The organism is Micromonospora sp. DT228 (genome assembly GCF_049841595.1).
Classification (GTDB): Bacteria; Actinomycetota; Actinomycetes; order Mycobacteriales; family Micromonosporaceae; genus Micromonospora.
Map to the genome: position 1 here is coordinate 60,834 of NZ_JBNCKO010000006.1, position 14,309 is coordinate 75,142.

At 70.8% G+C, this 14,309-nt stretch carries 13 protein-coding genes; 6 read left to right on the plus strand and 7 right to left on the minus strand.

The window, feature by feature from the left end:
- Positions 1-3: 3 nt before the first annotated feature.
- Both ACLQ29_RS14460 and ACLQ29_RS14465 read right to left on the minus strand, forming a co-directional pair.
- The gene (locus tag ACLQ29_RS14460; RefSeq protein WP_393362972.1) at positions 4-339 is read right to left on the minus strand and encodes a hypothetical protein; all 336 of its coding nucleotides are present in this window, start codon (positions 337-339) and stop codon (positions 4-6) included.
- Between the two features lie 284 nt (positions 340-623).
- Positions 624-1,577: a heme o synthase gene (locus ACLQ29_RS14465; protein WP_425772096.1), complete on the minus strand. Its 954-nt coding sequence runs from the start codon at positions 1,575-1,577 to the stop codon at positions 624-626.
- Between the two features lie 266 nt (positions 1,578-1,843).
- On the opposite strand from ACLQ29_RS14465, the gene tkt reads away from it, so the two are divergent.
- The 6 genes from tkt to pgl all read left to right on the plus strand — a co-directional run bounded on the left by tkt (position 1,844) and on the right by pgl (position 10,367).
- Positions 1,844-3,982 (plus strand): transketolase, encoded by a 2,139-nt coding sequence (gene tkt, locus ACLQ29_RS14470; RefSeq protein WP_425772097.1) that lies wholly within the window; start codon positions 1,844-1,846, stop codon positions 3,980-3,982.
- A 15-nt stretch (positions 3,983-3,997) separates the two neighbouring features.
- Entirely contained in the window at positions 3,998-5,173 is a 1,176-nt protein-coding gene (gene tal / locus ACLQ29_RS14475; protein WP_425772098.1) for a transaldolase, read from the plus strand.
- Positions 5,174-5,195: 22 nt separating this feature from the next.
- A complete protein-coding gene (locus ACLQ29_RS14480) occupies positions 5,196-6,845 on the plus strand; it encodes a glucose-6-phosphate isomerase (protein ID WP_425772099.1) in 1,650 nt (549 codons plus the stop codon).
- Positions 6,846-6,953: 108 nt separating this feature from the next.
- Positions 6,954-8,459 (plus strand): glucose-6-phosphate dehydrogenase, encoded by a 1,506-nt coding sequence (gene zwf / locus ACLQ29_RS14485; RefSeq protein WP_425772296.1) that lies wholly within the window; start codon positions 6,954-6,956, stop codon positions 8,457-8,459.
- Complete coding sequence (locus tag ACLQ29_RS14490) at positions 8,456-9,472, plus strand: glucose-6-phosphate dehydrogenase assembly protein OpcA (protein WP_425772100.1); 1,017 nt, start codon at positions 8,456-8,458, stop codon at positions 9,470-9,472. The genes zwf and ACLQ29_RS14490 overlap by 4 nt, the downstream gene beginning before the upstream one ends.
- Positions 9,473-9,596: 124 nt before the next feature.
- Positions 9,597-10,367 (plus strand): 6-phosphogluconolactonase, encoded by a 771-nt coding sequence (gene pgl / locus ACLQ29_RS14495; protein WP_425772101.1) that lies wholly within the window; start codon positions 9,597-9,599, stop codon positions 10,365-10,367.
- Between the two features lie 19 nt (positions 10,368-10,386).
- On the opposite strand, the gene ACLQ29_RS14500 is transcribed toward pgl, so the two are convergent.
- The 5 genes from ACLQ29_RS14500 to gap form a co-directional block, all read right to left on the minus strand.
- On the minus strand, positions 10,387-10,728 hold the full coding sequence (locus ACLQ29_RS14500; protein WP_425772102.1) for an RNA polymerase-binding protein RbpA: 342 nt from the start codon (positions 10,726-10,728) through the stop codon (positions 10,387-10,389).
- Between the two features lie 140 nt (positions 10,729-10,868).
- Positions 10,869-11,129: a preprotein translocase subunit SecG gene (secG, locus tag ACLQ29_RS14505; RefSeq protein WP_354994712.1), complete on the minus strand. Its 261-nt coding sequence runs from the start codon at positions 11,127-11,129 to the stop codon at positions 10,869-10,871.
- A gap of 96 nt (positions 11,130-11,225) precedes the next feature.
- Complete coding sequence (gene tpiA, locus ACLQ29_RS14510) at positions 11,226-12,017, minus strand: triose-phosphate isomerase (RefSeq protein WP_425772103.1); 792 nt, start codon at positions 12,015-12,017, stop codon at positions 11,226-11,228.
- Positions 12,018-13,217, minus strand: coding sequence for a phosphoglycerate kinase (locus ACLQ29_RS14515; protein WP_425772104.1), 1,200 nt, complete (start codon positions 13,215-13,217; stop codon positions 12,018-12,020).
- Complete coding sequence (gene gap, locus ACLQ29_RS14520; protein ID WP_357069804.1) at positions 13,214-14,218, minus strand: type I glyceraldehyde-3-phosphate dehydrogenase; 1,005 nt, start codon at positions 14,216-14,218, stop codon at positions 13,214-13,216. Before gap ends, ACLQ29_RS14515 begins: the two co-directional genes overlap by 4 nt.
- Positions 14,219-14,309: the final 91 nt, after the last annotated feature.

Consider the following 14,309-nt stretch of genomic DNA (forward strand, 5'->3'; position numbering starts at 1 on the left):
TGTTCAGCGGGCCATGGTGCGGCGGGCCATCGACCGCCAGAGGTCGTTGCTCGGGCGCATCTGGTCCATCAGTTCACGCTCCCAGGCGTTCTCGACGGTGACTCCCGCCTTGGCGCACGCCTCCCGCGCGGTGACGGTGTCGTCGGCGAACTGGTCGCCCCACTCGCCGTCGGAACCCACCAGGACGATTCGCGCGCCACGCTTGCCGACGTACTCGATGACCGCCTTCGCGCCGCCGTGGCCGGCGGCGAATGCCTGAAGGCCCGCGACCAGGCCGCGGGGGGCCTGCTCGTCGGCGGTCTGCTCGGCCGTCAGCGTCGTATCGGAACCATCTGCCATGACGCGAAGCCTAAGCAGACTTGCACCCGCCCGGGCGAGAACCATGAACCTTTTGTGATGCCAATTACCTACAGGTTTAGCGAGGACCGCAGCGCGCCTGTCCGGTTATATCCGGACTTTTACCCTCAAAGCCAGCGAGCAAATCGGTCCGCAGCCCACGCAGTTGAGTCGATCCGACTCATGCCGAAAGTTACCCTGATGTGACGTTAAACCGGACAACTCATCCATGTCGGTGATTAGTCGGGAAGTCCGCGACACGTGCCGCCGCCGCGGGGCGGGACGGCTCAGATCAACGCGTCGAGCGCGACAGCGGCGAACACGATCGTCAGGTACGTCGTGGACCAGTGGAACAGTCGCATCGGCTTGACCGCCTCGCCACGCGTCGCGCGCCGGCAGAGCCGGTGCGCCTCGACCACGAAGATGGCGCCCACCACCAGGGTCGGCACCCCGTAGATCGCGCTGAGCCCCAGCGGCCAGACGGCCAGGGAGGTGAGCACGGTGAGCCACGCGAAGATGAGGATCTCGGCGTTCACCCGGCGGACCGAGGCCACCACCGGCAGCATCGGGATCCCGGCACGGGCGTAGTCGTCCTTGTATTTCATGGCGAGCGGGTAGAAGTGCGGCATCTGCCAGAAGAAGACCACCGCGAAGAGCCCCCAGGCGGCCGGCGCCAGCGAGCCGGTCACCGCCGCCCACCCGATCAGCACCGGAGCCGCGCCGCAGGCGCCACCCCAGAAGGTGTTCGTCGGAGTGGAGCGCTTGAGCCACAGCGTGTAGATGACGTCGTAGTAGACGATCGCGGCAAGCGTCAGGCCGGCGGCGAGCAGATTGGTGAACGCCGCCATCAGGGCGATCGACACCGCCGCCAGCACCAGACCGAAGACCAGCGCGTTACGCGGTGACACGGTGTGCGCCGGCAGCGGCCGACGCTTGGTACGCCGCATCAACTGGTCGATGTCCCGGTCGATGTAGCAGTTGAGCACGCTGGCCGCGCCCGCGGCGAGCGAGCCACCGACCAGCACGACGGCCATCAGCCACAGCGACGGGAGCCCTCCGTCGGCGAGCATCATCGCCGGGACGGTGGTGACCAGCAGAAGTTCGACGATGCGCGGCTTGGTGAGCGCCACGTACGCCGACAGGACCGCGCGTACGTCCCGCCGGGCCACCGGGCCCTCGGCCGCCCGCGCCGGGTGCTGCCCGGCCGGGTTGCTCGCGGGGCGCTCGGTGATCATGCTCACGGATTGCCACCTTCCGGCATCGGGCACGGGGAGATCGGATCGGTCGGGACCGCTCGGGCCCGCACACCGACCCACACACTACGCGTTGTCGTTTTGGCTGCCCGGCCGACCCGACAACGGTGCCTGCCGTCACACCACCGGGTTGAACCAAGCATCCGGAACGTCACCTCGCGCACACCATGCGGAGATCCCCGGGCGCGCGTTTAGGGACGCTCGATAAGGTCATCGGTGAGGGTTCCGCCCATCTGCCGAGGAGCACAACCATCGTGGCTGCCAAACGACCCGAGCACTCCGCACTGAACTGGTCCGACCTCGATCGCCGGGCCGTCGATACCGTCCGCGTGCTGGCCATGGACGCCGTTGAGAAATCCGGCAACGGTCACCCGGGCACCGCGATGAGCCTCGCGCCCGCGGCGTACCTCCTCTTCAACCGCGTCATGCGGCACAACCCCGCCGACCCGAACTGGCCCGGCCGGGACCGCTTCGTCCTCTCCGCCGGGCACTCCAGCCTGACGCTCTACATCCAGCTCTTCCTGTCCGGTTACCCGTTGAGCCTGGACGACCTCAAGTCGCTGCGGCAGTGGGGCTCGCAGACGCCGGGTCACCCCGAGCACGGGCACACCCCGGGCGTGGAGACCACCACCGGCCCGTTGGGGCAGGGCCTGGGCAACGCGGTCGGCATGGCCATGGCGGCCCGCCGCGAGCGCGGTCTGTTCGACCCCGAGGCCGAGCCGGGCGCGTCGGTCTTCGACCACGACATCTGGTGCATCGTCTCCGACGGCGACATCGAGGAGGGCATCAGCCACGAGGCCAGCGCCCTCGCCGGGCACCAGCAGCTGGGCAACCTCACGGTGATCTACGACGACAACGAGATCTCCATCGAGGACGACACCCGGATCGCCAAGAGCGAGGACGTCGCCGCCCGCTACGAGGCGTACGGCTGGCACGTGCAGACCGTCGACTGGCGCAGTGGTGACGCCGACCAGGGCGACTACCACGAGGACGCCGAGGCGCTGTACGCCGCGCTGGTGGCCGCCAGGGCGGAGACCGCCCGTCCCTCCTTCATCGCGCTGCGCACCATCATCGGCTGGCCCGCCCCCAACAAGCAGAACACCGGCAAGATCCACGGCTCGGCGCTCGGCGCCGACGAGGTGAAGGCCACCAAGCAGATCCTCGGCTTCGACCCGGAGCAGACCTTCCAGGTCGACGAGGACGTGCTCACCCACGCCCGCTCGGTGATGGGCCGCGGCTCCGACGCCCAGCAGGGCTGGACCACATCGTTCGACGCCTGGAAGAAGGCCAACCCGGAGCGCACCGCGCTCTACGAGCGGCTGGCTGGTCGCGTACTCCCCGATGGCTGGACCGACGCGCTGCCGGTCTTCCCCGCCGACGCCAAGGGCGTGGCCACCCGTGCCGCGTCCGGCAAGGTGCTGGAGGCGCTCGCGCCGGTGCTGCCGGAGCTGTGGGGTGGTTCGGCCGACCTGGCCGAGAGCAACAACACCACGATGAAGGGCGAGCCGTCGTTCATCCCGGCCACCCACGCCACCAAGGACTTCCCCGGTCACGAGTACGGCCGCACGCTGCACTTCGGCATCCGTGAGCACGCCATGGGCGCGATCCTCAACGGCATCGCCCTGCACGGCGGCACCCGCCCGTACGGCGGCACGTTCCTGGTGTTCAGCGACTACATGCGCCCGTCGGTACGGCTGGCCGCGTTGATGGGGCTGCCGGTCACCTACGTGTGGACGCACGACTCGATCGGCCTCGGCGAGGACGGCCCGACCCACCAGCCGGTGGAGCACCTGACCGCGCTGCGCGCCATCCCGGGCCTGGACGTGGTCCGTCCGGCGGACGCCAACGAGACGGCGTGGGCCTGGCGGCAGGCGCTGGAGCACACCGACCGGCCCACCGCGTTGGCGCTGAGCCGGCAGCCGCTGCCGACCTTGGACCGCGACGTCCTGGGCAGCGCGGAGGGCGTGGCCAAGGGCGGCTACGTGCTGGCCGAGGCGTCCAACGGCAAGCCTCAGGTGATCATCGTCGGCACCGGTTCCGAGGTGCAGCTCTGCCTGACCGCCCGGGAGCGGCTGGAGGCCGACGGCACCCCGACCCGGGTCGTCTCGATGCCCTGCCAGGAGTGGTTCTACGAGCAGGATGAGGCGTACCGGGAGTCGGTGCTCCCGCGCGGGGTAAAGGCACGGGTGAGCGTGGAGGCGGGCATCGCGATGTCCTGGCGCGGAATCGTCGGTGACCTGGGCGAGAGCGTGAGCCTGGAGCACTACGGAGCGAGCGCCCCGCACACCGTGCTCTTCGAGCAGTTCGGGTTCACCGGCGACCGGATCGTGGCGGCGGCACACGCCTCGCTGGCCCGGGTGGGCGACATCACCGGTTTCACGACCGGAAACTGAGGGAGCGTGAACAGCATGGCCGACAAGCTGAATGAGCTCACCGCCGCGGGTGTGGCGGTCTGGCTCGACGATCTTTCCCGGGTGCGTTTGAGTTCCGGCGGGCTGGACAAGCTCCGCCGCGAGAAGCACGTGGCCGGTGTCACCACCAACCCCACGATCTTCGCGAAGGCCCTGAGCGACGCCGACGAGTACAACTGGCAGCTTCGCGACCTCGCCACCCGCGACGTGGACGTGGAAGAGGCCGTACGCATGCTCACCACGTACGACGTGCGGTGGGCCTGCGACGTGATGCGCCCGTCGTACGACGGCAGCGAGGGCGTCGACGGCCGGGTCTCGATCGAGGTGGACCCGCGCAGCGCCCACGACGCGGACAAGACGGTCGCCGAGGCCAAGGCCCTGTGGTGGTTGGTCGACCGCCCCAACCTCTACATCAAGATCCCGGCCACCGAGGAGGGCCTGTCGGCGATCACCGACACCCTCGCCGAGGGCATCAGCGTCAACGTGACGCTGATCTTCGGCCTGGACCGCTACTCGGCGGTCATGGAGGCGTTCCTCGCCGGCCTGGAGCAGGCCAAGGCCAACGGCCACGACCTGTCGAAGATCGGTTCGGTCGCGTCGTTCTTCGTCTCCCGCGTCGACTCCGAGGTCGACAAGAGGCTGGAGAAGGTCGGCTCGGACCAGGCGAAGGCCCTGAAGGGCAAGGCCGCGGTCGCCAACGCGCAGCTGGCGTACGAGCGCTACACCGAGGTGTTCTCCTCCGACCGGTGGAAGGCGCTCGCCGGCGCCGGCGCGCACCCGCAGCGACCGCTGTGGGCGTCCACCTCGACCAAGAACCCGGACTACCGCGACGTCATCTACGTCGAGGAGCTGATCGCCCCCGGTACGGTCAACACCATGCCGGAATCGGTCATCCACGCGTACGCCGACCATGGCGAGACCCGCGGCGACACCATCACCGGCGCGTACGACGCGGCCCGGAAGGTCTTCGCGGACCTGGAGTCGGTCGGGGTGGACATGGACGACGTGATCGCCACCCTGGAGCGCGAGGGCGTGGAGAAGTTCGAGGCCAGCTGGCAGGAGCTGCTCGACGGCGTCCGCAAGTCGCTGGAGGCGGCGGCCCAGGGCACCGGCGCGCCGAACAAGGCCGCCAAGGGCAACGCCAAGGGCGCCGAGAAGGCCGGTGGCGCATGAGCGAGCGAAGCGGAGTGACGGCATGAGCGACCTTCTTGCAGGGCCGGTGGAGGCCGCCGCCGGGCTCGCCGTGTACGGCGCGGACGCCGTCGACAAGTCCGCGCCGGCCTCGACCCGGGACGCGCTGGTGAAGGCCGGCGTCCCGGGCAAGCTGGCCGGCAAGGACGCGAGCCTGTGGGGTCCGGACGCCGAAGCCGAGGCGAAGGTCCGGCTCGGCTGGGTCGACGCCCACAGGCGCAGCCGGGAGTTGCTGGTGCAGCTCGCCGAGCTGAAAGCCGAACTGGCCGACCTGGATCACGTGGTGCTCGCCGGGATGGGTGGTTCGTCGCTGGCCCCCGAGGTGATCACCCGTACCCTGGGTCGCCCGCTGACCGTGCTGGACACCACCGACCCGGGCCAGGTCCGGGCGGCGCTCGGTGACCGGCTGGAACGCACGGTGGTGGTGGTGGCCAGCAAGTCCGGGTCGACGGTGGAGACGGACAGTCACCGGCGCGTCTACTGGCAGGCGTTCCTCGACGCCGGGATGACCGAGGCGGAGGCCGGCCGGCACTTCGTCATCGTCACCGACCCGGGTTCGCCGCTGGAGACCACCGCGGCCGAGATGGGCGCGTTCACCGTGCTCGCCGACCCGAACGTCGGCGGCCGATACTCGGCGCTCACCGCGTTCGGCCTGGTGCCCTCGGCGCTGGCCGGGGTCGAGGTCGCGGAACTGCTCGACCAGGCCGACGCGCTGGCCGCGTCGCTCGGCGCCGACCGGGACAATCCGGCGCTGGCGCTGGGCGCCGCCCTGGGCGCCGCGGCCACGCTGGCCCGGGACAAGGTCGCCCTGGTCTCCGACGGCACCGGCATCGACGGCCTCGGCGACTGGGCCGAGCAGTTGATCGCCGAGTCGACGGGCAAGGCCGGGGTGGGCATCCTCCCGGTGGTCGTGGAGTCCCCGCAGAGCCCCGGCGCCACCGGCGCGGACGTGCTGACGGTCAGCTACGGCGGCTCACTCGCCCCCGGTGACGTGCCAGGTGGCGGCGCCACCCCGGACGTGGCCGTCAACGGCCCGCTGGGCGCGCAGTTCCTGGCCTGGGAGTACGCGACAGCGGTGGCCGGCGTGGTGCTCGGCATCGACCCGTTCAACCAACCGAACGTCACCGAGTCCAAGGAGAACACCAACAAGATCCTGGCCTCGGGTCCGCCGGCGGAGTCGCCGTCGTTCACCGAGGGCGCGATCGAGGTGTACGCCCCGCAGGGCGCTCCCGGGGACCTGGCCGGCGTGCTGCGCTGGCTGCTCGACGGGCTGGGCGACGACGGTTACCTCGCGGTGATGGCGTACCTCGACCGGTTCGCCGACGCCGACGCGGCCCGGCTGCGGCCGCTGCTGGCGCAGGCGGGTGGGCGGCCGGTCACGTTCGGTTGGGGGCCGCGGTTCCTGCACTCCACGGGTCAGTACCACAAGGGCGGCCCACAGGTGGGCAGCTACCTCCAGGTGACCGGCGCGGTCGCCGAGGACCTGGCGGTGCCGGGCAAGCCGTACACGTTCGGTGAGTTGCAGGCGGCGCAGGCCGCCGGGGACCGGCAGGCGCTCGCCGGACGGGACCGCCCGGTGCTGCGGCTGCATCTGACCGACCGGGCCGCCGCTGTCGCCCAACTGCTCGACGCCGCCGGTGACCTGCCGGCGTGAGGATGGACGACGTGACTGAAGCGGAAGCGAGGGGGCACCGTGAGCGCGAGGAGTGAGCCGGGGTCGCAAGCCCCGCAAGCGCGAACCGAAGGTGGCTCGACGAACCCGCTGCGCGACCCGCAGGACCGCCGGTTGCCCCGGATCCCGGAGCCGTGCGCTCTGGTGATCTTCGGGGTGACCGGCGACCTGGCCCGCAAGAAGCTGCTTCCCGCCGTCTACGACCTGGCCAACCGGGGGCTGCTGCCACCCGGTTTCGTGGTGCTCGGCTTCGCGCGCCGCGACTGGGGTGACGGCGACTTCGAGACGCTCGCCTGCGAGGCGGCCCGCAAGCACGCTCGTACCCCCTGGCGGGACGAGGTGTGGGCACGGCTGGCCGGCAACATCAAGTTCGTCGGTGGGTCGTTCGACGACGACGCCGCCTTCGACCAGCTTGCCTCGACGCTCGACGACCTGCGCCAGACCCACGGCATCACCGGCAACGCGGCGTTCTACTTCTCCATCCCCCCGGCCGCGTTCCCGGTCGTGCTCAAGCAACTGGCCCGCACCGGGATGGCCGACAACGAGAAGTCCGGCGGTTGGCGTCGGGTCGTGGTGGAGAAGCCGTTCGGCAACGACCTGCCCTCGGCGAAGTCGCTCAACGACCTCGTCGACGACGTGTTCACCCGGGAGGACGTCTTCCGGATCGACCACTACCTGGGCAAGGAGACCGTTCAGAACATCCTCGCCCTGCGGTTCGCCAACAACCTGTTCGAGCCACTGTGGAACTCCAAGTACGTCGACTCGGTGCAGATCACCATGGCCGAGGATGTCGGCATCGGCACCCGCGCCGGTTTCTACGACACCGTCGGCACCGCCCGCGACGTGCTCCAGAACCACCTCCTGCAACTTCTCGCCCTGGTGGCGATGGAGGAGCCGACCAGCTTCGACGCCGACGAGATCCGGGCCGAGAAGCTGAAGGTGCTCAAGGCGATCACCCTGCCCAAGGACGTGGCCCGGGACACCGTGCGCGGGCAGTACCTACCCGGTTGGGTGGGCGGCGAGCGCGCGGTCGGCTACCTGGAGGAGCGGGACGTTCCGCCCGACTCCACCACGGAGACGTACGTGGCGGTGCGGCTGGGCATCCAGAACCGCCGGTGGGCGGAGGTGCCGTTCTACATCCGGGCCGGCAAGCGGCTGCCCCGGCGGGTCACCGAGGTCGCCATCATGTTCAAGAAGGCGCCGCACCTGCCGTTCAACGACGCCGACATGGAGTCGCTCGGCAACAACCAGTTGGTTATCCGGGTGCAGCCGGACGAGGGTGTGGTGCTCAAGTTCGGCTCGAAGGTGCCGGGCACCACGATGGAGGTCCGCGACATCGCGATGGACTTCCAGTACGGCGAGGCGTTCACCGAGTCCAGCCCCGAGGCGTACGAGCGGCTGGTGCTGGACGTGCTGATCGGCGACCGCACCCTGTTCCCGGACGCGGCCGAGGTCGAGCAGAGCTGGCAGGTGATCGACCCCCTGGAGCACGCCTGGGCGGGCACCAAGCCGGAGCCGTACCGGGCCGGCGAGTGGGGGCCGCGCGCCTCCGACGAGATGCTGGCCCGCGAGGGCCGCGCTTGGAGAAGAGCATGATCGGGCTGTGGGACACCACCGGCAACGAGGTGGTCAAGGCGCTCGCCGCCGAGCGACGCAGCGCCGGCGGCGTGGCCAGTGGCATGGCGCTCACGCTCATCGTGGTGGTGGACGAGAAGCGGGTCCGCGAGGCGGAGGCGGCGGCGACGATCGCCGCCGCCGCCCACCCGTGCCGGCTGCTGGTGGTGGTCCGCTCCGAGATCGAGCGGGACCGCAACCGGCTGGACGCGGAGATCGTGGTCGGTGGCCGGCTCGGCCCGTGCGAGGCGGTGGTCACCCGGATGTACGGCCGGCTGGCCCTGCACGCCGAGTCGGTGGTCATGCCGCTGCTGGTTCCGGACGTGCCGGTGGTCACCTGGTGGCACGGCGAGCCGCCGGCGGAGATCGCCACCGACTTCCTCGGGGTGGTCGCCGACCGCAGGATCACCGACTCGGCGCAGGCCGCCGACCCGGTGGAGGCACTGCGGCAGCGCGCCCGGGACTACGCCCCGGGCGACACGGACCTGGCGTGGACCCGGATCACCCCGTGGCGGACCCTTGTCGCCGGGGCGTTCGACACCGCCAGCGAGCGGGTCGTCGAGGCGACAGTGGTCGCGCCGCCCACCGACCCGACGGCGGCGCTGATGGTCGGTTGGCTGTCCAGCCGCCTCGGCATCACCCCGCACCGGGTGGACTCCGACGAGTTTCCCCGGATGCGGGAGGTGCGGTTGAGCTGCGCCAACGGCGACCAGTTGGTGTTGACCCGCGAGGACAGCATGGCGGTGTTCCGGCGGACCGGCCAGGACGACCGGGCCCTGCCACTGGTCCGCCGCCCGCTCGGTGACGAGTTGGCGGAGGAGCTGCGGCGTCTGGACGCCGACCAGGTGTACGCGGAGGCGCTGGGCGCGACGGTCGGGCTGCGGGGGCTGGAGCAGCGTCCCCCGCAGCGGGTGCACGTGTGGAAGGATCCGGCCACCGCGCGGCGCGCCGAGGCCGGGGTCACGGCGCACACCGGCACCAGCGGCGAGAGCTGAAGACCTACCGGGGCAGGGGCCGGCGGCGACCGCCCCTTGCCCCGGGACACACCATCTCGGGCACACCGGTCCGGGCACGACGCGACAGCGACCGCCGGGCGGTCGGGAAACGAAGGCGCATCCCATGAGTGAGGCGAGTGTCGCCGTCCACGCCGACGCCGACCTGCTGGCGCAGGCGGTGGCGGCCCGGTTGTTGGTGAAGCTGCTCGACGCCCAGGCCGACCGGGGTGAGGCCTCGGTGGTGCTCACCGGTGGCCGGATCGCCGCGGCCGTGTACCGGGCGGTGGCGACGCTGCCCGCCCGCGACGCGGTGGACTGGTCCCGGGTCGACGTGTGGTGGGGCGACGAACGGTTCCTGCCCTCCGGTGATCCGGACCGCAACGAGACCCAGGCCCGAGCCGCCCTGCTGGACGTGGTGCCGCTGGACCCGGCCCGGGTGCACCCGATGCCGGCCTCGGACGGCCCGGCCGGCAACGACCCCGAGGCGGCGGCTGCCGCCTACGCGGAGGAGTTGGCGCGTGCGGCCCGGCCCGGGCACGCCACGCTGCCGCACTTCGACGTGCTGATGCTGGGCGTCGGCGAGGACGGGCACATCGCCTCGGTCTTCCCCGAGCACCCGGTGCACTACGAGACCCGGCCGGTCAGCGCGGTGCGGGGCAGCCCCAAACCGCCGCCGATGCGGACCACGCTCACCCTGCCGACGATCAACACCGCCGAGGAGGTCTGGCTCGTGGCCGGCGGTGCCGACAAGGCCCGCGCGGTGGGTATGGCGTTGGCCGGCGCCGGGCCGGTGCAGTTGCCGGCCGCCGGGGTGCACGGGGTGGGCCGCACCCGCTGGCTGCTGGACCGGGCGGCGGCAGCCGACGTGCCGGCACGACTGCGCAGCCTGCGCTAGTCGGGCCGCTCCCCCGCTCCTACTCGCCCCGGCGACGGCGCAGCGCCGCCAGTGCCTCGTTCAGCAGGGCCTCCCCCTCCTCGGCGGTGCGCCGCTCCTTCACGTACGCCAGGTGGCTCTTGTACGGTTCGGCGCGGGTCCGGCCGGGCGGGTTCTGGGCGTCCCGGCCGGCGGGCAGGCCGCACCGGGGGCAGTCCCACCGGGCCGGCGCCTCGGCGTCCGCGGCGATCCGGATGTTGATCCGGTGGTCGTTGCGGCACCAGTAGGTGACGTCCTGTCGGGGGGCGGGTTGGTGTCGCTCGTCGGGGCGCATGGGCGCGGAACCGACTCGGGCGCCGCGGATGACGTTGCCACTGGGCACGGCTGCTCGCTCCTGTCGTCGGAGGGGACCCGCCGTCTTTCAGGGGTGGACGGCGGGCGACGCGGTGCAGCGGAGAAAAGCCTGCGCGCGGCCCGTCGAGTGACGGACCGCGCGCAGATTGTACGACTTGACGAGCGTGCTCAGGTGCCGCTGTTCATCTGGAGGCGGAGCCAGAGCCCGAGCCCGACGATGGCGGCGAACCAGACGACGCTCACCAGAACCGTGTAGCGGTCGAGGTTTTTCTCCGCGACCGAGGAGCCGGCGAGGCTGGAGCTGACGCCACCGCCGAACATGCTCGACAGGCCGCCGCCCTTGCCGCGGTGCAGCAAGATCAGCATGGTGAGCAGAATGCTCGTGATGACCAGCAACACGATCAACGTGTATGCGAACCAGATCGGCATGGCTGGGGTCAGTTCCTCTCGTAGCGATCCTCGCCCGGTCTGATCGGGCACGGTGGCACCGACCGGCGGACGGGCGGTGTCAAGGATACCGAGCGATCAGCGGGCGAGGTGCTCCGGGAACCGGCAGATCTGCGCGAATTCCTCCGCGTCCAGGCTGGCGCCCCCCACCAGGCCCCCGTCCACGTCCGGCTGGGCCATGATCGAGGCGACGTTGGACGCCTTGACCGAGCCGCCGTAGAGGACCCGGACCTGGTCGGCGGTCTCCTGGTCGAAGCGCTCCGCGAGGCGCTGACGGACCGCCCCGCAGACCTCCTGGGCGTCCTCCGGCGTCGCGGTCTTGCCCGTGCCGATCGCCCAGACCGGCTCGTACGCGATCACGACCTGCCGCACCTGCTCGGCGGTGAGCCCGGCCAGGCCCCCGTCGAGCTGGTCGGCGCAGTGCGCCACGTGGGTGCCCTGCTCGCGGACGTCCAGCCCTTCACCGACGCAGAGGATCGGCGTGAGGCCGTGCGTGAGCGCCGCCTTGACCTTGGCGTTGACGAGCGCGTCGTCCTCGTTGTGGTAGGCCCGCCGCTCGGAGTGCCCGACCACCACGTAGGTGCAGCCGAGCTTGGCCAGCATCGGCCCGGAGATCTCCCCGGTGTACGCGCCGGACGCGTGCGCGGAGAGGTCCTGCCCGCCGTAGCCGATGAGCAGTTTGTCCCCGTCCACTGCGGTCTGCACGGTCCGCAGGTCGGTGAAGGGCGGCAGGACGACCGTCTCGACGTCGGTGAGCTGCTTCTCGGTAAGGCTCGCCGCCAGCTTCTGCACCAGCAGGTTGGCCTCGAGGTGGTTGAGGTTCATCTTCCAGTTGCCGGCCATCAACGGCCGACGGGTCGTGCTCGACATTCAGTTCTCCAGGGCCGCGATGCCGGGGAGGGTCTTGCCCTCGAGGTATTCCAGGGAGGCGCCGCCGCCCGTGGAGATGTGCCCGAAGGACGACTCGTCCAGCCCCAGGGCACGGACCGCCGCCGCCGAGTCACCGCCACCGACGACGCTGAACGCGTCGGCCTTGGTGATCGCCTCGGCGATGCCCCGGGTGCCCGCCGCGAAGGCCGGCATCTCGAACACGCCCATCGGGCCGTTCCAGAAGATCGTCTTCGCCGAGGACAGCGCGGCGCTGAAGCCGGCCACCGTCTCCGGACCGACGTCCAGACCGAGCCGGTGGCTCGGGATGCCGTCGACCCGGACCGTGTCGTGCGCGGCATCCGGGGCGAACGCGTCCGCCACCACCACGTCGACCGGGAGCATGATCTTGCCGTTGGACCGCTCCAGCAGGTTGCGGCAGGTCTCGACCATGTCCTTCTCCAGCAGCGACGTGCCCACCTCCAGGCCCTGGGCCTTGAGGAAGGTGAAGCACATCCCGCCACCGATGAGCAGCCGGTCGACAGTGGGCAGCAGCGCCTCGATCACGGCGAGCTTGTCGGACACCTTCGACCCACCGAGCACCACCACGTACGGCCGCTCGGGGTCGGCGGTGAGCGTGGAGAGCACCTCGACCTCCCGCAGCACCAGTCGGCCCGCGACGTGCGGCAACCGGGCCGGCACGTCGAAGACGCTCGCGTGCTTGCGGTGCACGGCGCCGAAGGCGTCGTCCACGTACGCGTCGCCGAACGCGGCGAGCTGATCGGCGAAGGCGCCCCGCTCGGCCTCGTCCTTGCTGGTCTCACCGGCGTTGAAGCGCAGGTTCTCCAGCAGGGCGACCTGGCCGTCGGCCAGGTCCGCGACGGTGGAGCGGGCGGAGTCGCCAACCGTGTCGGTGGCGAAGTGCACGGGCGCGCCGAGCAGCTCACCGAGCCGCTCGGCGACCGGGCTCAGGCTGAACTGCGGGTCCGGTGCGCCCTTCGGGCGGCCCAGGTGCGAGCAGACGACAACCTTCGCGCCGGCCTCGACAAGCGCGCCGAGCGTCGGCAGCACCGCGCGGATGCGGCCATCATCACTGATGGCTCCGGACTGCTTGTCGAGCGGGACGTTCAGGTCGGCGCGCACCAGCACGCGCCGACCCGACACCCCCTCGGCGAGCAGGTCGTCGAGGGTCCGGATGCTCACAGCGACGAACCGACCAGCTTGACCAGGTCGACCAGGCGGTTGGAGTAGCCCCACTCGTTGTCGTACCAGCCGACGACCTTGACCTGGTTGCCGACGACCTTGGTCAGCGGCGCGTCGAAGATGCACGACGCCGGGTCGGTCACGATGTCGCTGGAGACGATCGGGTCCTCGTTGTAGACCAGGATGCCCTTGAGCGGGCCGTCCGCGGCGGCCTTCAGCGCGGCGTTGACCTCGTCCACGGTGGTCTCCCGACCCACGTTGACGGTGAGGTCGGTGACCGAGCCGGTCGGGATCGGCACCCGCAGCGCGTACCCGTCGAGCTTGCCCTTGAGCTCCGGCAGGACCAGACCGATGGCCTTGGCGGCGCCGGTGGAGGTCGGCACGATGTTCAGCGCGGCGGCCCGGGCCCGACGCAGATCCGAGTGCGGCGCGTCCTGGAGGTTCTGGTCCTGGGTGTACGCGTGGATCGTCGTCATCAGACCGTGCTGGATGCCGAACGTGTCGTGCAGAACCTTCGCCATCGGCGCGAGGCAGTTGGTGGTGCACGAAGCGTTGGAGATGATCGTGTGCTTCGCCGGGTCGTAGGTGTCGTGGTTGACACCCATGACGACGGTGACGTCCTCGTTCTTCGCCGGGGCGGAGATGATGACCTTCTTGGCCCCGCCGTCGACGTGCGCCTTCGCCTTGGTGGCGTCGGTGAAGAAGCCGGTCGACTCGATGACGACGTCGACGTTGAGGTCGCCCCACGGCAGCTTCGACGGGTCCTTCTCGGCGTACGCCTTGATGGTCTTGCCACCGACGGTGATCTCGTCGGCGGTGGCCTTGACCTCGTAGGGCAGGCGGCCGAGGATGCTGTCGTACTTGAGCAGGTGGGCGAGCGTGCCGTTGTCGGTCAGGTCGTTCACCGCCACGACCTCGACGTCGGCGTCAGACGCCAGCACTGCCCGGAAGAAGTTACGGCCGATTCGGCCAAAGCCGTTGATGCCAACCCGGATGGTCACAGGTTCCATCTCCTCGCGTTCTGGTCTGCCGGCCTCAGACAACGGGCCGGCGGAGTGGTGTGCGCCGACCGTTGGAGCCGGCCGCTGAAGG